Here is a 22825-nt window from a genome sequence, read left to right on the forward strand (position 1 = left end):
TTGGCTGGGGAGGTACGAGGGGTACGGCGAGGGCTCAGCCCGCGAGCGGATCGCCAAAGGCGCTGTACGCGGCCGGCAGGCCGAGGCCGCGGGGCCCGAAGCCGACCGATCCGGCGGCCGGGAAGCCGGTACCGGCGGCACCGCGCAGGAAGGTCAGGCCGCCGGCGTCGCCGTCCTCCGCCTCGGCGGTGACGGAGAGGTCCGCGTAACCGTCGCGGTTCACGTCGGACGCGAACAGGCGCTCGCCGAAGCTGTCCCCGTCCTCCGACGCGCCGGGGACCCCGGCGGTGTCCTGGGAAAGGCTGCGGGCCCCTGTGGTGGTGACCCCCTTCGCCGAGCCGCGCAGAACAACCACCGCTCCGGCGGACCAGGTCGCCTCCGGGTCGACACCGAAGGTCTTGCCGGGGACGCCTGCGGCGAGGTCGCCGTACCCGTCCTTGTCGAAGTCGCCGACCGCCACCGAGGCGCCGAAGCTGTCGCCGTACACACTCGTACCGGGCACCCCCGCGCTGTTCTGCGTGAGGGTGGTACGGCGACTGGCGCTGGGCCCCGCGGCGGCGCCGTACACGATGCCGACCTCGCCCCCCTTGGAGCCGCTGGGCTCCCGGTCGGGGTCGTCCGGGTTGCCGATGACGATGTCGCCGTAGCCGTCCTTGTCCAGGTCGCCGATGGCGGCGTTCGTACCGGCAGGCAGGGTGCTCCCCTTCACCAGCCCACCGCTCCCGCCCTTGTAGAGGACAGACGGACCGAGCGGATCCTTGTTGATCTTCTGCCCCTGAACAACCAGATCGACGGCGGCGTCCTTGGTGACCTTGCCGGCGGTGAGATTCGGCCGGTCGAGGGGGGACTTGTAGCTCGTGGCCTTCCCGTGGCTGCCGGACTTGGCGAACGGTCCCCGTACGAGCCTGATCTCCCAGGCGGGAACGCCGTGCCCCTGATTGACGATCGCGAGGTCCGGCTTGCCGTCCCCGGTGAAGTCGCCGGCGGCGAGGCTCTGTCCGAAGTACGTGCCGTACTGGACCGGGTCCGGGTTGGGGACGGTCGTACCGCCGCTGAGCCCCTTGGCCCCGCCCCAGACGATGACAACGGTCCCGGACTCGTTCATCTTGCCGTTGTCCTCGTCCGGCGCGGAGACGACCAGATCGCTGTAGCCGTCCCGGTTGAGGTCGGCCACGGCGAGCGAACGGCCGAAGTCGTCGTACGCCTCGGCGGCGCCGGGAATCCCGGCGCTGTCCTGGCTGATCACCGTACGGTGCGCGGGGTCGAGCCCCTTCACGGTCCCGTACACGACGGCGACGCGCCCGGCGGACGCCTTGGTCCCGACCTTCGCCATGAAGGCGCCGATCGCGAGGTCGCGGTATCCGTCGCCGTTGAAGTCCCCGGCGAGCCCGGAGGGCGCGGCGGCGGCGCCACCCGTGGCGGCGGTCAGCAGCCCGCCGGCGAGGGCGGTCGCGGCAGCGAGGGAGAGGGTGGTGCGGAGGGTGCTGTGCATGGGGCTTTTACGTCTCCGGTGCGTGAGGAGTCCGGTGCGGGGAGGGAATCCAGTGCGGGGGGGGGAGGGAATCCGCAGAAATCCGAATGCAGTGGAGACCTGTGGGAGGACGCAATGGTTGTGCGGCGGGCAAGGGGGTGGTTGGGGTGGGGTGGTTGGGTGCGGGTTCAGACCGAGGGGTAGTCGGGGGCACCCGGGTTGTGTGGTTCGGGTGGGGCCGCCCCTTGCTGTTGAGTGTCGCGGGTCCGGCCCGGGCGTCAAGGGCGCTCCTGCGTCGCGTCGGCTGCGCCGATTGCGCTGCGCTTAACCCTTGACCCCCGGCCCGGACCCGCAAGTGCAGAGTGGGGGGGGCGGCCGGGGGGAGGGGTCCCCGGGGGCCAGTCTGTGCTTGGGGTTTCGTCGCGGGCTGCGGCTTTCGGCGGGGGTTTGCGCACCACTTGAATGGGGCGGTGGCGACTCGGCTCGGCGGCTGCCACGCCGTCTGTTGGTGGGTGTGCAAGCACCGTGTCTGAGATCCGTGGTCAGCTGCGGGGTCGGGCAGGGCCCCGGCCCGTCCTGGTGGCAAATATGCCCCATTTGCCCAGGCTTTGAGGTCCCCTGGGGGCCTCTTTCGCCTGGTCTTGTGTCCTCTGTTTCATTAAGGGGCTCCGACGGCAAACAACCCACCGAAACGGGCCGGGTGGCCGCCCCGCCCGCCACATCCGCCTCCACTACCCACCACCACATCCCGGCAGGCCATATACCCCATTTGTTCTAGCTTTGAGGGCTCCTGAGGGCCTCTCCCACCCGGTCTTGTGTCCTGTGTTGCGTTAAAGGGCTCTCACAGCAAACAACCCACCGAAACAGGCCAGACCAGCCGCCTGTCCCCACCACCTCCGCCCCACCACCCACCCACCACAGACACGGTGCTTGTGCGCCCGCCAACGGACGATCGTCAGCCGCCGAGACGAGTGGCCACCGCCCCATTCAAGTGGTGCGCAACACCCCGCCGAAAGGCGCGGACCGCGACGAAACACCAGGGACAAACAAGCCCCCCGGGGACCCCTCCCCCCGGGCCGCCCCCCTCCGCCTTCCCCAGCGGGGCCGGGGTGGGGGTCAAGGGTGGAACGAAGTGGAATCGGCGAAGCCGACGCTCCGCAGGAGCGCCCTTGACGCCCACCCCGGCCCCGCGACAATCAACAACAAGGGGCGGCCCCACCCGAACCACACAACCCGACCACCCCCGACTACCCCTCGGCCCGAACCCGCACTGCATATCCCACTCCAGCCCTCTCCCCCCCCAGAAACCCCCTCCCCCAAAACCCCCTCACCCAAGAGCCTCAACCGCCGCACCCAAATCCCGCGCGAACGCCCGCCCGTACCGCTGCGCGGCCGGTACCCGGTAGTAGGGGCCGCCGTTGTACCGTGCGGCAAGTTCCTGGAGCTGGTCCGGGGTCAACCGCTCAGCCGGTACGGCGGCGAAGTCGCACTCCGTCCTGAGCTGAGCCAGGTAGGCAGCCGCGATGAAGACGTTCTGCCGCGGCTCCCTGACCGCCCGCACAACCACACGCCGCTGTCGGCCGCCAAGTGCGCCCGGGTCGTACCCCAGCACCTCGGCAGCCCGGCGGACCTGGACGGCGAGCGGCCCCATCGAGGTCTTGTCGGCATCGCGGACACGCCGTGCGAGGGGGCCGGGCGCGAGGGCCCGGATGACGCGCCGGACACCGTATGCAATGTCGTCCACGGCGCGGGGCAAGCCCTCGACCTCCCGCCAGGCGATCCCCGCCAGCATCTCGGGCGGCAGCCCGGCGTGCTCGGCGGCGGCGCGGAGGAGCGTGGAGTTGGCGGAGATGTAGGCGCGGCGATGGCGGTCGGCACGGGTGGGCAGCCAGTAGTTGTTCCCACGTCCCTCGGGCAGCGCGCCGAGCCGCCGCCGGATGAGGTGAAGCGCCTCGGAGACCGGGTGGTCACCCGCCCCTTCCACCCCCGTACCACCTGCACCGTCCCGGCCCTCCGCCCCCGTACCCACGGCCGAACGCCCCTCGCCAGTCGACACCGCCGCCGCCCCTTCCCCACCGGAACCACCCACGGCCCCACGCCCTCGTCCGTCCGTCCGTCCGCGCCCACCCTCCCATGATCACGACGGCTTCGGCGGTTCGTCGTCGTGCCAGAACAGTGACCCGTTCGCGGCCCTTCAGCCGATACAGAACTCGTTGCCCTCGATGTCCAGCATCGGAATGCGCGAATCGTTGCCGTCATACAGCGTTCGCACGGGTGCCGCGCCGAGCGGGACCCGTCGTGCGCACTCGGACTCCAGTGCGACGAGATCCCGGGGTTCACCGCCGTGCGAGTCGAGATTTCGTACGACCACTCCTCCTGGCCGGCCGCGTCCGCCGCACCGTACCCCGGGCACAGCACAGGGGCCCCGCACCGATTGATTCGGTGCGGGGCCCCTGCTCACTGCCTGTCTGCCCTGACGGACAGCCGGGTCAGATCCAACAACCAGTCGTGAAGACTAGACGTTGATCTTGGTGACCTGGCCGGCGCCCACGGTCCGGCCACCCTCGCGGATGGCGAACTTCAGGCCCTCTTCCATCGCGACGGGCTGGATCAGGTTGACGGTCATGAGGGTGTTGTCACCCGGCATGATCATCTCGGTGCCCTCGGGAAGGGTCACCACACCGGTCACGTCCGTCGTACGGAAGTAGAACTGCGGGCGGTAGTTGTTGAAGAAGGGGGTGTGACGACCACCCTCGTCCTTCGACAGGATGTAGGCCTGGGCCTCGAACTCGGTGTGCGGCGTGACCGAACCGGGCTTGATGATGACCTGGCCGCGCTCGACGTCCTCGCGCTTGATGCCACGGAGGAGCAGACCGACGTTCTCGCCCGCCTGGCCCTCGTCGAGCAGCTTGCGGAACATCTCGATGCCGGTGACCGTGGTGGTGGTCTTCTCGGTCTTGATACCGACGATGTCGACGGTCTCGTTGACCTTGAGGACACCACGCTCGATACGACCGGTGACGACCGTGCCACGACCGGTGATCGTGAAGACGTCCTCGATCGGCATGAGGAACGGCTTCTCGACGTCACGCTCGGGCTGCGGGATCGACTCGTCGACCGCGGCCATCAGGTTCAGGACCGACTGGCCCCACTCCTTGTCGCCCTCAAGAGCCTTGAGCGCCGAGACGCGCACGACCGGGAGGTCGTCGCCCGGGAAGTCGTACTCGGAGAGGAGCTCACGGACCTCGAGCTCGACGAGCTCCATGATCTCTTCGTCGTCCACCATGTCGGCCTTGTTCAGCGCGACAACGATGTACGGCACGCCGACCTGGCGGGCCAGGAGCACGTGCTCCTTGGTCTGCGGCATCGGGCCGTCGGTGGCCGCGACCACGAGGATGGCGCCGTCCATCTGCGCCGCACCCGTGATCATGTTCTTGATGTAGTCCGCGTGACCGGGGCAGTCGACGTGCGCGTAGTGACGCGACTCCGTCTGGTACTCGACGTGCGCGATCGAGATCGTGATACCGCGCTGGCGCTCCTCGGGAGCCTTGTCGATCTGGTCGAAGGCCGAGGCCTCGTTCAGGTCCGGAAACGCGTCGTGCAGCACCTTGGTAATGGCGGCCGTGAGGGTCGTCTTACCGTGGTCGATGTGACCGATGGTGCCGATGTTGACGTGCGGCTTGGTCCGCTCGAACTTCGCCTTCGCCACTGGGGTCCTCCTGGAGTGGTTCTGTACGCCTTACTCATCGGCGCCAGGTGATCTTTGCTGGGATGCCGGGGCCCGGAGCACCCAAGCCGTGTGGTGACGGCCGGAGTGCTCCCGGGCTTGCCGGAGACAAGGCTAAAGCGTGAACTCGGGAGAGTTACTCGCCCTTGGCCTTCGCGATGATCTCCTCGGCGACGTTCCTGGGAACCTCGGCGTAGGAGTCGAACTGCATCGAGTAGCTTGCGCGACCCGAGGTCTTGCTGCGGAGGTCTCCGACGTAGCCGAACATCTCCGAGAGGGGCACAAGGCCCTTCACGACGCGGGCGCCGCTGCGCTCCTCCATGGCCTGGATCTGGCCACGGCGGGAGTTCAGGTCGCCGATCACATCGCCCATGTAGTCCTCGGGCGTGGTGACCTCGACGGCCATCATCGGCTCCAGGAGTACGGGGGACGCCTTGCGAGCACCCTCCTTGAACGCCTGCGAACCAGCGATCTTGAAGGCGAGCTCCGAGGAGTCGACCTCGTGGTAACCACCGTCGAGAAGGGTGACGCGGACGCCCACCATCTCGTAGCCGGCCAGGATGCCGAACTGCATGGCTTCCTGGGCACCCGCGTCCACCGAGGGGATGTACTCACGGGGGATGCGGCCACCGGTGACCTTGTTGACGAACTCGTACGGCACGTCGGAATCGACGAGGGGCTCGATCGAGATCTGCACCTTGGCGAACTGACCCGTACCACCGGTCTGCTTCTTGTGGGTGTAGTCCACACGATCGACGGTCTTACGGATCGTCTCACGGTAAGCGACCTGCGGCTTACCGACGTTCGCCTCCACGCGGAACTCGCGCTTCATGCGGTCGACGAGTACCTCGAGGTGAAGCTCGCCCATACCACCGATGATGGTCTGGCCGGTCTCCTCGTCCGAGTGGACCTGGAAGGAGGGGTCCTCCTCCGCGAGGCGCTGGATGGCGACACCCAGACGCTCCTGGTCGCCCTTGGACTTGGGCTCGATCGCGACCTGGATCACCGGCGCCGGGAAGTCCATGGACTCCAGGATCACCGGGTGCTTGTCGTCGCTCAGCGTCTCACCGGTGGTGGTCTGCTTGAGGCCCATGACGGCGACGATGTCGCCGGCGCCCACCGACTCGATCTCCTCACGCTTGTTCGCGTGCATACGGTAGATCTTGCCGATGCGCTCCTTCTTGCCCTTCACGGAGTTCAGCACCGCGGTGCCGGCCTCCAGGCGGCCCGAATAAATCCGGACGAAGGTGAGCTTGCCCAGGTGCGGGTCGCTCGCGATCTTGAACGCGAGACCCGCGAACGGCTCGTCGTCCGACGGGCGGCGCTTGATGATCTTCTCCGGGTCCTTGACGTCGTGGCCTTCGATGGCGTCGACGTCGAGGGGAGAGGGCAGGTAGCGCACGACCGCGTCGAGCAGGGGCTGGACGCCCTTGTTCTTGAACGCCGTACCGCAGAAGACGGGGGTGACGGTGACCGAGTCCGCGGCGCCCTTGGAAGCCAGGGTGATACGACGGATCGCGGCGTAGAGCAGCTCCTGGGAAGGCTCCTGGCCCTCCAGGTACAGCTCCATGACCTCGTCGTCGTGCTCAGCGACGGCTTCGATGAGCTTGCCGCGCCACTCGTCGGCCGCCTCGGTGTGCGTGGCCGGGATGTCGACGGTGTCGTACATCTCGCCCTTGGTGGCCTCTTCGGACCACACGAGGGCCTTCATCGTCACGAGGTCGACGACGCCCTTGAAGTCACCCTCGGCGCCGATCGGCAGCTGCATGACCAGGGGCACCGCACCGAGGCGGTCGACGATCATGTCGACGCAGCGGTGGAACTCGGCGCCGGTCCGGTCGAGCTTGTTGATGAAGCAGATACGCGGAACGCCGTAACGGTCGGCCTGACGCCATACCGTCTCGGACTGCGGCTCCACACCGGCGACACCGTCGAAGACGGTGACGGCGCCGTCGAGGACGCGGAGCGAACGCTCCACCTCGACGGTGAAGTCCACGTGTCCCGGGGTGTCGATGATGTTGATGGTGTGGTCGACGTCCTCGAGCGGCCAGTGACAGGTGGTCGCGGCGGACGTGATCGTGATGCCGCGTTCCTGCTCCTGCTCCATCCAGTCCATCGTGGCAGCGCCGTCGTGGACTTCACCGATCTTGTAGCTCACACCGGTGTAGAAAAGGATGCGCTCGGTGGTGGTCGTCTTCCCCGCGTCGATGTGGGCCATGATCCCGATGTTGCGGACCTTGGCCAGGTCAAGCGAAGTGGTGGCCATTGTGGCTCAGTCTTCTCTCGGTCTCGAGGTGGGTAGCGACTACCAGCGGTAGTGCGCGAAGGCCTTGTTGGATTCGGCCATCTTGTGCGTGTCCTCACGCTTCTTGACGGCTGCGCCGAGGCCGTTCGAGGCGTCGAGCAGTTCGTTCATGAGGCGTTCGGTCATGGTCTTCTCGCGACGGGCGCGGGAGTAACCCACGACCCAGCGAAGTGCGAGGGTGGCGGCGCGACCGGGCTTGACCTCGATCGGCACCTGGTAGGTGGCGCCACCGACACGGCGGGACTTGACCTCGAGCGTGGGCTTGACGTTCTCAAGCGCGCGCTTCAGCGTGATGACCGGGTCGTTGCCGGTCTTGTCACGGAGGCCTTCCATCGCGCCGTACACGATCCGCTCGGCGGTGGAACGCTTGCCGTTGAGCAGGATCTTGTTGATCAGCGAGGTGACAAGAGGAGAACCGTAGACCGGGTCGATGATGACCGGGCGCTTCGGGGCAGGGCCCTTACGAGGCATTGTTTACTTCTCCTTCTTGGCGCCGTAGCGGCTGCGGGCCTGCTTGCGGTTCTTGACACCCTGGGTGTCGAGGGAACCGCGAATGATCTTGTAACGAACACCCGGCAGGTCCTTCACACGGCCACCACGCACGAGCACGATCGAGTGCTCCTGCAGGTTGTGTCCCTCACCCGGAATGTAGGCCGTGACCTCGATACCCGAGGTCAGGCGCACACGTGCGACCTTCCGCAGGGCCGAGTTCGGCTTCTTCGGGGTGGTCGTGAACACACGCGTGCACACGCCGCGACGCTGGGGGGAGCCGTCGAGCGCGGGTGTGTTGTTCTTCTCGACCTTGTCTTGCCGGCCCTTCCGGACCAGCTGCTGGATCGTAGGCACTACTTCTCCGGTTTCTGTGTGCCGTTCGTAAAACTAACCTGGAACGTCGCCGACCCACGCGGTCGGGTGTGTCGAATGCTGCGAACTCCCGCCGAGGCGAAAAAGCACAGATTGCGGTGGCCAGTACGCGAGCTCGTCATGCGGTTGATGACACGCACAGGAGCCCAGGCACACCCCAGGCACAAGGTAGGAGCGTACCTACCGCATTGACTCCGGTCAAAACAAATGCACAGAGGCCCATTTTCCAGGGCCCTGACATCCGCGACCGTGGTCCGCGGACGGCCGGAAAAGGCCGCCGGGGGGACGGGAAACGACGGTACGAGCGCCCCTTTTCGTGATTCCGCTCACCTGGCCGTCCGCAAGGTTGCCGACAGGGGAAAACGGCCGGAAAAGGACGCCGAAAGGCGACCACCCCGTCGTAACAGGATGGCCGCCCCTCGTTCACCGCTTACTGGTTGTACGGACCGTAGTCGTAGTCCTCCAGCGGGACGGCCTGGCCGGAGCCGGTGCCGAACGGGGAGTAGTCGATGTCGTCGTAGCCGACGGCCGAGTACATCGCGGCCTTGGCCTCTTCGGTCGGCTCGACCCGGATGTTGCGGTAGCGGGACAGGCCCGTACCGGCCGGGATGAGCTTACCGATGATGACGTTCTCCTTGAGGCCGATCAGGGAGTCCGACTTGGCGTTGATCGCCGCGTCGGTCAGGACCCTGGTCGTCTCCTGGAAGGACGCCGCCGACAGCCACGACTCCGTGGCCAGCGAGGCCTTGGTGATACCCATCAGCTGCGGACGGCCGGAGGCCGGGTGGCCGCCTTCCGTGACCACACGACGGTTCTCGGTCTCGAACTTCGAGCGCTCGACAAGCTCGCCCGGCAGCAGTTCCGCGTCGCCGGACTCGATGATCGTCACGCGGCGGAGCATCTGCCGGATGATGATCTCGATGTGCTTGTCGTGGATCGACACACCCTGCGAGTTGTACACCCGCTGGACCTCGCCGACCAGGTGGACCTGGACCGCGCGCTGACCAAGGATGCGCAGCACGTCGTGCGGGTTGGTGGCACCCACGGTGAGCTTCTGGCCCACCTCGACGCGGTCGCCCTCGCCCACGAGCAGACGGGCACGCTTGGAGATCGGGAAGGGCGTCTCCTCGCTGCCGTCGTCCGGGGTGACGACGAGCTTCTTCGTCTTCTCGGTCTCCTCGATGCGAACGGTGCCCGCGGCCTCGGAGATCGGGGCGACACCCTTCGGCGTACGGGCTTCGAAGAGCTCGACGACTCGGGGCAGACCCTGGGTGATGTCGTCACCGGCCACACCACCGGTGTGGAAGGTACGCATCGTCAGCTGGGTACCGGGCTCACCGATGGACTGGGCGGCGATGATGCCGACCGCCTCACCGATGTCGACCAGCTTGCCGGTGGCCAGCGAGCGGCCGTAGCAGAAGGCACACGTGCCGACAGCGGACTCGCAGGTCAGGACCGAGCGGGTCTTGACCTCCTCGACGCCGTTGGCGACCAGGGCGTCGATCAGGACATCGCCCAGGTCGACGTTGGCCGGCGCGATGACCTTGCCGTCCACGACGACGTCCTCGGCGAGCATCCGCGCGTACACGGACGTCTCGACGTCCTCCGTCTTGTGGAGCCTGCCGTCCTCGCCCTTCTTGGCGATCTTCAGCTTGAGGCCGCGGTCGGTGCCGCAGTCCTCCTCGCGGATGATCACGTCCTGCGAGACGTCCACCAGACGACGGGTGAGGTAACCCGAGTCGGCGGTACGCAGGGCGGTGTCGGCGAGACCCTTACGGGCACCGTGCGTGGAGATGAAGTACTCCAGCACCGACAGACCTTCACGGAAGGACGCCTTGATGGGACGAGGGATCGTCTCGTTCTTGGCGTTGGACACCAGACCACGCATACCGGCGATCTGACGCATCTGCATCATGTTTCCGCGGGCACCCGAGTTGACCATCATCGAGACGGGGTTGGTCTTCGGGAAGTTCGCGTTCATCGCCTCGGCGACCTCGTTGGTCGCCTTGGTCCAGATCGCGATGAGCTCCTGCGTGCGCTCTTCCTTGGTGATCAGACCGCGCTCGTACTGCTTCTGGACCTTCTCGTCCTGCGCCTCGTAACCCTGGACGATCGCCTTCTTCGCGTCGGGTACGACGATGTCGGAGATCGCCACGGTCACACCGGAGCGGGTCGCCCAGAAGAAGCCGGCCGCCTTCAGGTTGTCGAGCGTCGCCGCCACAATGACCTTGGGGTAGCGCTCGGCCAGGTCGTTGACGATCTCGGAGAGCTGCTTCTTGCCCACCGAGTAGTCGACGAACGGGTAGTCCTCGGGCAGCAGCTCATTGAAGAGCGCGCGGCCCAGGGTCGTACGCAGCCGGAACGGGTCGCCCTGCTGCCACTCGGCGTCCGCCTGGCCGTCCTCGCCCACCGGCGGGGTCCAGCCGCGCGGCGGGATGGTGCCCACCGGGAAGCGGATGTCGACCTTCGCCTGGAGCGACAGCTCCCGGTTGTCGAACGCCATGGTCGCCTCGGCGGTCGAACCGAAGGACCGGTCCGCGCCGATGACCTTGCGCTCCTCCTCGTCCGTGGTGAGGAAGAAGAGGCCGAGCACCATGTCCTGGGTGGGCATGGTGACGGGACGGCCGTCGGCCGGCTTGAGGATGTTGTTCGAGGACAGCATCAGGATGCGGGCCTCGGCCTGCGCCTCCGCGGAGAGCGGCAGGTGCACGGCCATCTGGTCACCGTCGAAGTCCGCGTTGAACGCGGTGCAGACGAGCGGGTGGATCTGGATGGCCTTGCCCTCGACCAGCTGCGGCTCGAAGGCCTGGATGCCCAGGCGGTGCAGGGTCGGTGCGCGGTTCAGCAGCACCGGGTGCTCGGCGATGACCTCTTCGAGCACGTCGTACACGACCGTACGGCCGCGCTCGACCATGCGCTTCGCCGACTTGATGTTCTGCGCGTGGTTCAGGTCCACCAGGCGCTTCATCACGAACGGCTTGAAGAGCTCCAGCGCCATGGCCTTCGGCAGCCCGCACTGGTGCAGCTTGAGCTGCGGGCCGACGACGATCACGGAACGGGCCGAGTAGTCGACTCGCTTGCCGAGCAGGTTCTGACGGAAACGACCCTGCTTGCCCTTGAGCATGTCGCTCAGGGACTTCAGCGGGCGGTTGCCGGGACCGGTGACCGGGCGACCGCGGCGGCCGTTGTCGAACAGCGCGTCGACGGCCTCCTGGAGCATCCGCTTCTCGTTGTTCACGATGATCTCGGGGGCACCGAGGTCGAGAAGGCGCTTGAGGCGGTTGTTCCGGTTGATCACACGGCGGTACAGGTCGTTCAGGTCGGAGGTCGCGAAACGGCCACCGTCCAGCTGCACCATCGGCCGCAGGTCCGGCGGGATCACCGGCACGCAGTCCAGCACCATGCCCTTGGGGCTGTTGCTGGTCTGGAGGAACGCCGAGACGACCTTGAGGCGCTTGAGCGCGCGGGTCTTCTTCTGGCCCTTGCCGGTACGGATGATCTCGCGGAGGCGCTCGGCCTCCTCCTCCAGGTCGAAGGACTCCAGGCGCTTCTGAAGCGCCGCGGCACCCATCGATCCGTCGAAGTACGTACCGAAGCGGTCACGCAGCTCGCGGTAGAGCAGCTCGTCGCCCTCCAGGTCCTGGACCTTGAGGTTCTTGAAGCGGTTCCACACCTCGTCGAGACGGTCGATCTCGCGCTGCGCACGGTCGCGCAGCTGCTTCATCTCCCGCTCGGCACCTTCGCGCACCTTGCGGCGCACGTCGGCCTTGGCGCCCTCGGCCTCCAGCTCGGCCAGGTCGGTCTCGAGCTTCTTGGCGCGGGCCTCGAGGTCGGAGTCACGCCGGTTCTCGGTCTGCTGGCGCTCTACGGAGACGTGGGCCTCCAGCGACGGCAGATCGCGCGTACGGCGCTCCTCGTCCACGAACGTGATCATGTACGCGGCGAAGTAGATGACCTTTTCGAGGTCCTTCGGCGCGAGGTCCAGCAGGTATCCCAGACGGGACGGGACACCCTTGAAGTACCAGATGTGGGTGACGGGAGCGGCAAGCTCGATGTGGCCCATCCGCTCACGGCGCACCTTGGCGCGCGTGACCTCTACGCCACAACGCTCACAGATGATGCCCTTGAAGCGGACACGCTTGTACTTGCCGCAGTAGCACTCCCAGTCCCGGGTAGGACCGAAGATCTTCTCGCAGAAGAGTCCGTCCTTCTCGGGCTTGAGCGTGCGGTAGTTGATGGTCTCCGGCTTCTTCACTTCGCCGTGGGACCAGGTCCGGATGTCGTCCGCGGTGGCGAGGCCAATCCGCAGCTCGTCGAAGAAGTTGACGTCGAGCACTTGTCGTCAATCCCTCTTTCGGGGTCGAGTCTCAAATCATGGTCTGTACGGGTCCGGGAGGAGCCGGCCGCCCCGAGACGGGGGCGGCCGGACAACCCGTCAGACCTCTTCGACGCTGCTCGGCTCTCGCCGGGACAGGTCGATACCGAGCTCCTCCGCCGCGCGGAAGACGTCCTCGTCCGTGTCGCGCATCTCGATGGACATGCCGTCCGAGGACAGCACCTCCACGTTGAGGCAGAGCGACTGCATCTCCTTGATGAGCACCTTGAAGGACTCGGGGATGCCGGGCTCGGGGATGTTCTCGCCCTTGACGATGGCCTCGTAGACCTTCACGCGGCCGGTCACGTCGTCGGACTTGATCGTCAGCAGCTCCTGGAGGGCGTAAGCGGCGCCGTAAGCCTCCAGCGCCCACACCTCCATCTCACCGAAGCGCTGACCACCGAACTGGGCCTTACCACCCAGCGGCTGCTGGGTGATCATCGAGTACGGTCCGGTCGACCGGGCGTGCAGCTTGTCGTCGACCAGGTGGTGGAGCTTGAGGATGTACATGTAGCCGACCGAGATCGGCTCCGGGAACGGCTCGCCGGAGCGGCCGTCGAACATGTTCGCCTTGCCGGACGGCTGCACCATCCGGTTGCCGTCGCGGTTCGGGATCGTGGCCTCGAAGAGACCGGAGATCTCGTCCTCGCGGGCACCGTCGAAGACCGGGGTGGCGACGTTGGTGCCGGCGGCGACGTCGTCGGCGCCGATGACCTTGAGCCGCTCCATCCACTCCTCGCTGCCCTCGACCTTCCATCCCTGGCTGGCGAGCCAGCCGAGGTGGATCTCGAGGACCTGTCCCGGGTTCATTCGGGACGGGACACCCAGCGGGTTGAGGATGATGTCGACCGGGGTGCCGTCCTCCAGGAACGGCATGTCCTCGATCGGCAGGATCTTCGAGATGACGCCCTTGTTGCCGTGACGTCCGGCGAGCTTGTCACCATCGGTGATCTTGCGCTTCTGCGCGACGTACACACGAACCAGCTGGTTCACGCCGGGCGGCAGTTCGTCGCCCTCCTCGCGGTCGAAGACACGCACGCCGATGATCTTGCCGACCTCGCCGTGCGGCACCTTCAGCGAGGTGTCGCGTACCTCACGCGCCTTCTCACCGAAGATCGCGCGGAGCAGACGCTCCTCCGGGGTGAGCTCGGTCTCGCCCTTGGGCGTGACCTTGCCGACCAGGATGTCCCCGGCGACGACCTCGGCACCGATACGGATGATGCCGCGCTCGTCGAGGTCCGCGAGGACCTCTTCGGAGACGTTCGGGATGTCCCGGGTGATCTCCTCGGGGCCGAGCTTGGTGTCCCGGGCGTCGACCTCGTGCTCCTCGATGTGGATCGAAGAGAGGACGTCGTCCTGGACCAGCCGCTGGCTGAGGATGATCGCGTCTTCGTAGTTGTGGCCCTCCCACGGCATGAACGCCACGAGGAGGTTCTTGCCGAGCGCCATCTCACCCATCTGGGTGGCGGGCCCGTCGGCCAGGACCTGCTCCGCGACGACCCGGTCGCCCTCGTTGACGACAACCTTCTGGTTGACCGAGGTGCCCTGGTTGGAGCGGGAGAACTTGGCGATGCGGTACGTGGTGTACGTGCCGTCGTCGTTGGCGACGGTGATGTAGTCCGCGGATACCTCCTGGACCACACCCTCCTTCTCCGCCTTGACGACGTCGCCGGCGTCCACCGCGCAGCGGTACTCCATGCCGGTGCCGACGAGCGGCGCCTCCGACGTGATCAGGGGCACGGCCTGGCGCATCATGTTCGCGCCCATGAGGGCGCGGTTGGCGTCGTCGTGCTCCAGGAACGGGATCATCGCGGTCGCGACCGACACCATCTGGCGCGGCGAGACGTCCATGTAGTCGACGTCGTCGCCGGGGATGTAGTCGACCTCGCCGCCACGACGGCGGACGAGGACGCGCGGCTCGGTGAACCGCATCTCCTCGGACAGCGTCGCGTTGGCCTGCGCGATGACGAAGCGGTCCTCCTCGTCGGCGGTCAGGTAGTCGACGTCGTCGGTGACGACACCGTCGACGACCTTGCGGTACGGGGTCTCGACGAACCCGAACGCGTTGACCCGGCCGTACGAGGCGAGCGAGCCGATCAGGCCGATGTTCGGGCCTTCCGGGGTCTCGATCGGACACATGCGCCCGTAGTGCGACGGGTGCACGTCACGGACCTCGAAGCCGGCCCGCTCACGGGACAGACCGCCGGGGCCCAGCGCCGACAGGCGGCGCTTGTGGGTCAGACCCGACAGCGGGTTGTTCTGGTCCATGAACTGGGACAGCTGGCTGGTGCCGAAGAACTCCTTGATGGAGGCGACGACCGGCCGGATGTTGATCAGGGTCTGCGGCGTGATCGCCTCGACGTCCTGGGTCGTCATGCGCTCGCGCACGACCCGCTCCATCCTCGCCAGACCCGTACGGACCTGGTTCTGGATGAGCTCGCCCACGTTGCGCAGACGGCGGTTGCCGAAGTGGTCGATGTCGTCGGTCTCGACGACGATCGTGGTGCCGCTCTCGCCGACCGTCTCGGTCTCGCCCGCGTGGAGCTTCACCAGGTACTTGATGGTGGCGATGATGTCGTCGGTCGTGAGGACGCCCGCGTCCAGCGGCTCTTCCGCGCCGAGCTTCTTGTTCACCTTGTAGCGGCCGACCTTCGCGAGGTCGTAGCGCTTCGGGTTGAAGTAGAGGTTCTCCAGCAACGTCTGGGCGGCCTCACGGGTGGGGGGCTCGCCCGGGCGCAGCTTGCGGTAGATGTCGAGCAGCGCGTCGTCCTGGCCCTGGGTGTGGTCCTTCTCCAGGGTGGCGCGCATCGACTCGTACTCGCCGAACTCCTCCAGGATCTGCTCGGTCGTCCAACCGAGAGCCTTGAGCAGGACGGTCACGGACTGCTTGCGCTTGCGGTCGATGCGGACACCGACCATGTCGCGCTTGTCGATCTCCATCTCCAGCCAGGCACCCCGGGACGGGATGATCTTGGAAGAGAAGATGTCCTTGTCGGACGTCTTGTCGATGTTGGAGTCGAAGTAGACACCCGGCGAGCGCACCAGCTGGGACACCACGACACGCTCGGTGCCGTTGATGACGAAGGTGCCCTTGTTGGTCATGAGCGGGAAGTCGCCCATGAAGACCGTCTGGGACTTGATCTCGCCGGTCTCGTTGTTGGTGAACTCGGCCGTGACGAAGAGCGGGGCCGCGAACGTGAAGTCGCGCTCCTTGCACTCGTCGATCGAGTTCTTGGGCGGCTCGAAGCGGTGGTCGCGGAAGGTCAGCGACATCGACCCGGAGAAGTCCTCGATCGGGGAGATCTCCTCGAAGATCTCCTCCAGACCTGACTTCCTGGGGACGTCCTGTCCGTTCTCGAGAGCCGTCTCGACACGAGCCTTCCAGGCGGCGTTGCCGAGGAGCCAGTCAAAGCTCTCGGTCTGCAGCGCGAGGAGGTTCGGAACCTCGAGAGGCTCCTTGATCTTTGCAAAGGAGATGCGCAGCGGGGCGGTGCTGGCGCCGTTGTTCATATTCGTGGTCGAGGCGTTGCGCGAGGCGGCCAAGAGGGGGTCCTTCCGAGGGCTCGGACTCACTACGCGCGTACCGGTCCCAAGCGGGACATCAGGACAGAAAGCCCAGTTCCGGGCCGTCGGTCACGATGTCCGTGCGAGGGGGTGCCCCTGGTGACGGGCAGGGAGCAGCTAACAGGCAGCGCAAAGGGTCAGTGTAGCCACTTGGCACACTGATGTCCAGAGCGGGTTTTTGGAGACCCTCGTTGTTCTCAACACCTTGTCTCTACTGCGGCAAGCTTCGCGCCGTAGGCGCACATCGATACTGCCCTCTTCGCCGTCGATCCATGCCTCGGATCCGGATCGATTGTGACGACGCGTCCTGAGAATTGCGCGCTGCGTGCGGTTCGTCAAGGCCCCCCGCTCCCTGCGGATCGTCACCGTCGTACGGAGGGCACGGCGATGATCACGATACTCGCCGGAAGCCGAACAGCACAGCATCCCCCCGTCAACGCGGAAGGGCGACCACCCGGATGGGTGATCGCCCTTCGCGTCAACGCTGCGCCTCGCGGCGCCGAGACCGGTCCCGTACGCCCACAGGCGCCCGGTGGAGGACTCGCGAGGAGTTACTTGACCTCGACGCCCGCGCCGGCGCCCTTGAGGGACTCGGCGGCCTTGTCGGCCTGCTCCTTGGAAACCTTCTCCAGGACGGGCTTGGGGGCGCCGTCCACGAGGTCCTTGGCTTCCTTCAGACCCAGCGAGGTCAGCTCACGCACGACCTTGATGACCTGGATCTTCTTCTCGCCGGCACCCGTGAGGATGACGTCGAACTCGTCCTGCTCCTCTTCGGCCTCGACGACGGCGCCCGGGCCCGCGGGGCCGGCGACGGCGACGGCCGCGGCGGCGGTGACGTCGAACTTCTCTTCGAAGGCCTTGACGAACTCGGAGAGCTCGATGAGGGTCAGGTTCTCGAACTGCTCAAGCAGCTCTGCCTGGGACAGCTTCGCCATGATGGCGTCCTTCCACTAATTCGGCTGGTGCCGTGTGTACAAGTTCCGCGGGCGAACCGGCCCGCTGTGACCGACCGAGCGTGATTACTCGGAGTCGGCCTCGACGGGGGCCGGCGTGCCGGCACCGTCCTGCTCTTCCTTCTTGACGCGAAGCGCTTCCGCGGTGCGGACGAACTTCGAGGGAAGCGCCTGGAAGAGGGAGGCAGCCTGGGACTGCTTGCCCTTCATGGCACCCGCCAGCTTGGAGAGCAGAACCTCGCGGGACTCGAGGTCCGCAAGCTTCTTGAACTCATCGGCGGACAGCGCCTTACCGTCAAGGACACCGCCCTTGATGATGAGATTCGGGTTGTCCTTGGCGAAGTCACGAAGACCCTTCGCCGACTCCACCGGGTCACCGGTGACGAAGGCAACCGCCGTCGGACCCGCGAACAGGTCGTCCAGCGTGTTGATCCCGGCCTCGTTGGCCGCGATCTTGGTCAGCGTGTTCTTCACCACGGAGTACTGGGCGTTCGCACCGAGGGAACGGCGCAGCTCCTTGAGCTGCGCCACGGTGAGACCCCGGTACTCGGTCAGCACAGCGGCGTTCGAACTGCGGAACTTGTCCGTCAGCTCGGCCACCGCGGCAGCCTTGTCGGGCCTTGCCATGAGCATCGGCCTCCTTCCGGGTGATGAGGACCGCTCAGAAGGGGCTTCGCAAAACGAAACGCCCCGGCGCAGGCGCCAGGGCGTAGCTCAACCGAATGGAATCCGGGAACTGTCCACAGTCACCTGCGCAGGTCGTCCGCAGCTAGCGGATCCTTCGGCCGCCGCACACTCTTACGAGCACACGACAACGACCAGCGGTCTTTGGCTTCTTCGGAAGAGTACGCGAGCGCGGGCGCAGCAGGCAAATCCGCCCGTGTGTACGGGCCACCCCCACCGGAAAGAGCCGGTCCCCGCACCTCCGGGGAGGTGCGGGGACCGGCTCTTCGTACGTACGGCTACGCGTCACGCGCGCGACCTGGCTTCCGTCGAGGTCAGACGGCCGCCGGGTCCTCCTCGACGAGGAGGTTGCGGGTGCGGTTGGCGTCCAGCGGGATGCCGGGGCCCATCGTCGTCGCGAGGGTCGCCTTCTTGATGTAGCGGCCCTTCGCGGCGGACGGCTTCAGACGGAGGATCTCGTCCAGCGCCGCGGCGTAGTTCTCGACCAGCTGCGTCTCGTCGAACGACGTCTTGCCGATGATGAAGTGCAGGTTCGAGTGCTTGTCGACGCGGAACTCGATCTTGCCGCCCTTGATGTCGTTCACGGCCTTCGTGACATCAGGGGTGACCGTTCCGGTCTTGGGGTTGGGCATCAGACCACGCGGGCCGAGGACGCGGCCGAGGCGGCCGACCTTGCCCATGAGGTCCGGGGTGGCGACAACGGCGTCGAAGTCGAGACGGCCCTTGGCGACCTCGTCGATGAGCTCGTCGGAGCCGACGATGTCGGCGCCCGCGGCGCGCGCCTGCTCTGCACGGTCACCGGTCGCGAAGACCAGGACCCGGGCGGTCTTGCCGGTGCCGTGCGGGAGGTTCACGGTGCCACGGACCATCTGGTCGGCCTTGCGGGGGTCGACGCCCAGCCGCATGGCCACCTCGACGGTGCCGTCGAACTTGGTGGTAGTGGTGTCCTTGGCGAGACGGACGGCCTCGAGCGGGGCGTAGTTGCGCTCCCGGTCGATCTTCGCGTCCGCGCCGCGGAGTGCCTTGCTGCGCTTCACTTCTGCTCCTGTGTTTCTTCAGATGTGGAGTTCGTGGTCCGGACCGCGCAGGGTCCTGCCACTGGGGCTGCCCGGCTGGGTCAGCGCTCGACCGTGATGCCCATGGAACGGGCGGTGCCGGCGATGATCTTCTCGGCGGCTTCGAGGTCGTTGGCGTTCAGGTCGGGCATCTTCGTCGTGGCGATGTCGCGCACCTGGTCGCGCGTCAGCTTCGCGACCTTCTTGACGTGCGGCTCGCCGGAGCCCTTGTCCACGCCCGCGGCCTTGAGGATCAGCTTGGCGGCCGGCGGAGTCTTGGTGATGAAGGTGAAGGAACGGTCGTCGTAGACCGTGATCTCCACCGGCACGACCATGCCACGCTGCGACTCGGTCGCGGCGTTGTAGGCCTTGCAGAACTCCATGATGTTGACGCCGTGCTGACCCAGCGCGGGGCCGACCGGCGGAGCCGGGTTGGCCGCGCCGGCGTTGATCTGGAGCTTGATGAGCCCCGTGATCTTCTTCTTCTTGGGAGGCATTGCTCTCTCCGGGTCCTAGTGAGAGTTCTCGGCCGTCCGTCCAGTCATCCGGACGGAGGCATACCGCACAACGATAACGGGTATAGCTGCGCGGCCAAAACCGACAGGTCAGACAGCTGTCGGAGCCTGTCTGACCTGTCGGAAGCGGCTGTTCCAGAAGCGAGCGGGTGTGCTCGGTGAGCGGGTGGGCTCAGTTCTTCTGGATCTGGTCGAAGCTCAGCTCGACGGGGGTCTCGCGGCCGAAGATCTCGACCAGACCCTTGACCTTCTTCGAGTCGGCGTTGATCTCGTTGATCGTGGCCTGGAGGGTCGCGAAGGGGCCGTCCGTGACGGTGACGGAGTCGCCGACCTCGAAGTCCAGCACCTGGACCTCGACCTTGCGGGACGGCGCCGGCTTGCCCTCGGCCTCGGCCGCCTCACGGGCCGCCTTCTCCTCGGCCTCCGGCGCGAGCATCTTCACGATCTCGTCCAGCGTCAGGGGGTACGGGTCGTAGGCGTTGCCCACGAAGCCGGTCACACCAGGAGTGTTCCGTACGACGCCCCAGGACTCGTTCGTCAGATCCATGCGCACCAGGACGTACCCCGGGAGCTTGTTCTGGCGAACGTTCTTCCGCTCGCCGTTCTTGATCTGGACGATCTCTTCCTCGGGGACCTCGGCCTGGTAGATGAACTCCTCGACGTTCAGCGAGACGGCGCGCTGTTCCAGGTTCGCCTTCACGCGCTTCTCGTAGCCCGCGTAGGTGTGGATCACGTACCACTCGCCGGGCAGGCCGCGCAGTTCCTCGCGGAGGGCCTCGACGGGGTCGACCGCGGCGACGGCCTCGGTGGGCGCGTCCTCGTCGGTCTCGCCGGTGTCGGCGTCCTCGTCGTCGGAGTCCTCGGAAGCTTCCGTGTCCTCGGCGTTCTCGGTGTCGACGTCGTCGCTCTCGGCAGCGGCCTCGGCCGCCTCTTCGGCTTCTTCGTCCTCGACCTGCAACGCGGCCTCTTCGGCCGGCTCACCGGCCGCCTCGTCAGCGGCTTCGGCCTGGTCTGGCTCGACAGCGTCCGCCGCCTCGACGATGCCGGTCTCGTCCTCCACGGACTCCACCGACTCCCGGGCGTCGTTCAGGTTCGGGTCAGACACTGTGGCTGCTTCTTCCTGGCTCAATGGGTGAAACACGCGAAAGGGGCGCCGCGTCGGGCGCCCTCGCGGGATCAGCCGAAGACGTACTTGATTGCTTGGTTGAAGCCGTAGTCAATCACGGTCACCAGACCGATCATGATGACAACGAAGACAATCACCACTGTGGTGTACGTCGTCAGCTGGTTGCGAGTCGGCCAGACGACCTTGCGCAGCTCGGCGACGATCTGGCGGTAGAAGAGCGCGAGACGGCCCAGAGGGCCCTTCTTGCCGCGCTTACCGCCCTTACGGGGCTTCTTCGACTCTGCGGACTCTTCATCGTCGGCATCAGGCTTGTCGATGGAGCCCACGGCGTCCGTCACGCTCACTCACCTGATTCCGGGTCGTGGCCGTGCCGCGCCCGGAGGAGCCGCACGGCGATGCATAGATCGAAGTGTACTTACCTGAAACGCATACCATTGAAGACAGTGTGCGTGTAGCAGGGCCGGAGGGACTTGAACCCCCAACCGCTGGTTTTGGAGACCAGTGCTCTACCAATTGAGCTACGACCCTTTGCGCTTGCCCCAACCTACCGCATCCGGCCGGACGCGTTGAGTGTGCCGTCCGGACGTGGCTGATGAGGGCCAACGACCAGTGAGTGTACGTGGTCGGGGGCCCGACGTCGAACAGCTAAGCCCGGCTTCCTCCGGCCGCCCGCGGTGCCCGCCGCATGTCCGCTGCTCAACTCCTTATATGTCCACCTTACGAAACCTGTGTGCCCACGAGGTTTCGTGTCTGGGACCATGGGAGGCATGAGCGCAGCTATCCCCCCGACGATGCCGGCCGAGCGCCGGGTCTCCGCCCGCATCGGCGCGATCTCCGAGTCCGCGACCCTCGCCGTCGATGCCAAGGCCAAGGCCCTCAAGGCCGCCGGCCGCCCGGTGATCGGTTTCGGTGCAGGCGAGCCCGACTTCCCGACGCCCGACTACATCGTCGAGGCCGCGGTGGAGGCGTGCCGCAATCCCAAGTACCACCGCTACACGCCGGCCGGGGGGCTTCCCGAGCTCAAGGCCGCCATCGCCGCGAAGACGCTCCGCGACTCCGGTTACGAGGTGGACCCCGCCCAGATCCTGGTCACCAACGGCGGCAAGCAGGCGATCTACGAGGCCTTCGCGGCGATCCTGGACCCGGGCGACGAGGTCATCGTCCCGGCCCCGTACTGGACGACGTACCCGGAGTCGATCCGCCTCGCCGGCGGGGTGCCGGTGGACGTCGTCGCCGACGAGACGACCGGCTACCGGGTCAGCGTCGAGCAGTTGGAGGCCGCCCGTACGGAGCGTACGAAGGTGGTGCTCTTCGTCTCGCCGTCCAACCCGACCGGTGCCGTCTACAGCCGCGAGGACACCGAGGCCGTCGGCCGCTGGGCCCTGGAGCACGGGCTGTGGGTGCTGACCGACGAGATCTACGAGCACCTCGTCTACGGAGACACCACGTTCACCTCGCTCCCGGCCGTCGTGCCGGAGCTGCGGGACAAGTGCCTCGTCGTCAACGGCGTCGCCAAGACGTACGCGATGACCGGCTGGCGGGTGGGGTGGCTCGTGGGCCCCAAGGACGTCGTGAAGGCGGCGACGAACCTCCAGTCGCACGCCACGTCCAACGTGTCGAACGTGGCGCAGGTCGCCGCGATCGCCGCCCTCACCGGCGACCTGACGGCCGTCGCCGAGATGCGGACCGCCTTCGACCGGCGGCGCCGGACGATCGTGCGGCTGCTCAACGAGATCGAGGGTGTCGTCTGCCCGGAGCCCGAGGGCGCGTTCTACGTGTACCCGTCGGTGAAGGGCCTGCTGGGCAAGGAGATCCGCGGCGTCCGCCCGGCGTCCTCCGTCGAGCTGGCCGCGCTGATCCTCGACGAGGCCGAGGTCGCGGTCGTACCGGGCGAGGCGTTCGGTACGCCGGGCTACCTGCGGCTGTCGTACGCGCTCGGCGACCAGGACCTGGCGGAGGGCGTGGCCCGGATCCAGAAGCTGCTGGCGGAGGCCAGGGACTGAGCCCGGTGACCGCCAGGGACTGAGTTTTGCGTCACAGCCCGCGCGGTACGTGAGCGTGGAGATCGGCCCCCGGCCCTGGCCGGGGGCCGTTTTTCCGTCCGTTTCCCCGCGTATCCGGCCCCCCGTTCGTTCGCGCAGACATTCGGGCAAGAACTCGTAGGGGGAAAAGGGCTGCCCGGGGGT

General features: G+C 66.8%; 15 protein-coding genes, 1 tRNA gene and 1 pseudogene. 1 reads left to right on the top strand and 16 read right to left on the bottom strand.

Features of this window, described 5'->3' with window-relative positions:
• Nucleotides 1-34 precede the first annotated feature (34 nt).
• From OG349_RS14390 to OG349_RS14460, 16 genes and pseudogenes are all read right to left on the bottom strand, one after another.
• Nucleotides 35-1492 (bottom strand): FG-GAP-like repeat-containing protein, encoded by a 1458-nt coding sequence (locus OG349_RS14390; protein ID WP_327234987.1) that lies wholly within the window; start codon nucleotides 1490-1492, stop codon nucleotides 35-37.
• Nucleotides 1493-2798: 1306 nt separating this feature from the next.
• Entirely contained in the window at nucleotides 2799-3527 is a 729-nt protein-coding gene (locus OG349_RS14395; protein ID WP_327234988.1) for a hypothetical protein, read from the bottom strand.
• A gap of 138 nt (nucleotides 3528-3665) precedes the next feature.
• Nucleotides 3666-3812 (bottom strand): annotated as a pseudogene (locus OG349_RS34835) (VOC family protein); the annotation flags it as partial.
• A 174-nt stretch (nucleotides 3813-3986) separates the two neighbouring features.
• Nucleotides 3987-5180: an elongation factor Tu gene (gene tuf, locus OG349_RS14400; RefSeq protein WP_161308202.1), complete on the bottom strand. Its 1194-nt coding sequence runs from the start codon at nucleotides 5178-5180 to the stop codon at nucleotides 3987-3989.
• A gap of 154 nt (nucleotides 5181-5334) precedes the next feature.
• A complete protein-coding gene (gene fusA, locus OG349_RS14405; protein WP_327234989.1) occupies nucleotides 5335-7464 on the bottom strand; it encodes an elongation factor G in 2130 nt (709 codons plus the stop codon).
• A gap of 39 nt (nucleotides 7465-7503) precedes the next feature.
• A complete protein-coding gene (gene rpsG / locus OG349_RS14410; RefSeq protein ID WP_161308204.1) occupies nucleotides 7504-7974 on the bottom strand; it encodes a 30S ribosomal protein S7 in 471 nt (156 codons plus the stop codon).
• Nucleotides 7975-7977: 3 nt separating this feature from the next.
• A complete protein-coding gene (gene rpsL / locus OG349_RS14415) occupies nucleotides 7978-8349 on the bottom strand; it encodes a 30S ribosomal protein S12 (protein ID WP_161308205.1) in 372 nt (123 codons plus the stop codon).
• A 448-nt stretch (nucleotides 8350-8797) separates the two neighbouring features.
• Nucleotides 8798-12703: a DNA-directed RNA polymerase subunit beta' gene (locus tag OG349_RS14420; protein ID WP_161308206.1), complete on the bottom strand. Its 3906-nt coding sequence runs from the start codon at nucleotides 12701-12703 to the stop codon at nucleotides 8798-8800.
• Between the two features lie 99 nt (nucleotides 12704-12802).
• On the bottom strand, nucleotides 12803-16285 hold the full coding sequence (rpoB, locus tag OG349_RS14425) for a DNA-directed RNA polymerase subunit beta (RefSeq protein ID WP_161308207.1): 3483 nt from the start codon (nucleotides 16283-16285) through the stop codon (nucleotides 12803-12805).
• Nucleotides 16286-16857: 572 nt separating this feature from the next.
• Nucleotides 16858-17241 carry a 50S ribosomal protein L7/L12 gene (gene rplL, locus OG349_RS14430; RefSeq protein ID WP_327234990.1) on the bottom strand — a complete coding sequence of 128 codons (384 nt, stop codon included), beginning with the start codon at nucleotides 17239-17241 and terminating at the stop codon, nucleotides 16858-16860.
• Nucleotides 17242-17325: 84 nt separating this feature from the next.
• A complete protein-coding gene (gene rplJ, locus OG349_RS14435; protein ID WP_327234991.1) occupies nucleotides 17326-17886 on the bottom strand; it encodes a 50S ribosomal protein L10 in 561 nt (186 codons plus the stop codon).
• Nucleotides 17887-18257: 371 nt separating this feature from the next.
• Complete coding sequence (gene rplA, locus OG349_RS14440; protein WP_161309616.1) at nucleotides 18258-18980, bottom strand: 50S ribosomal protein L1; 723 nt, start codon at nucleotides 18978-18980, stop codon at nucleotides 18258-18260.
• 80 nt (nucleotides 18981-19060) lie between these two features.
• Nucleotides 19061-19495 (bottom strand): 50S ribosomal protein L11, encoded by a 435-nt coding sequence (rplK, locus tag OG349_RS14445; RefSeq protein ID WP_161309617.1) that lies wholly within the window; start codon nucleotides 19493-19495, stop codon nucleotides 19061-19063.
• A 190-nt stretch (nucleotides 19496-19685) separates the two neighbouring features.
• A complete protein-coding gene (gene nusG, locus OG349_RS14450) occupies nucleotides 19686-20618 on the bottom strand; it encodes a transcription termination/antitermination protein NusG (protein ID WP_327234992.1) in 933 nt (310 codons plus the stop codon).
• A gap of 71 nt (nucleotides 20619-20689) precedes the next feature.
• Nucleotides 20690-20977 (bottom strand): preprotein translocase subunit SecE, encoded by a 288-nt coding sequence (secE, locus tag OG349_RS14455; protein ID WP_161309619.1) that lies wholly within the window; start codon nucleotides 20975-20977, stop codon nucleotides 20690-20692.
• A 117-nt stretch (nucleotides 20978-21094) separates the two neighbouring features.
• Nucleotides 21095-21167: transfer RNA gene (locus tag OG349_RS14460), tRNA-Trp, on the bottom strand.
• A 239-nt stretch (nucleotides 21168-21406) separates the two neighbouring features.
• Here OG349_RS14460 and OG349_RS14465 point away from each other — a divergent pair.
• The gene (locus OG349_RS14465; protein WP_327234993.1) at nucleotides 21407-22642 is read left to right on the top strand and encodes a pyridoxal phosphate-dependent aminotransferase; all 1236 of its coding nucleotides are present in this window, start codon (nucleotides 21407-21409) and stop codon (nucleotides 22640-22642) included.
• Nucleotides 22643-22825 lie beyond the last annotated feature (183 nt).

This window comes from Streptomyces sp. NBC_01317, from assembly GCF_035961655.1.
Taxonomy (GTDB): Bacteria; Actinomycetota; Actinomycetes; order Streptomycetales; family Streptomycetaceae; genus Streptomyces.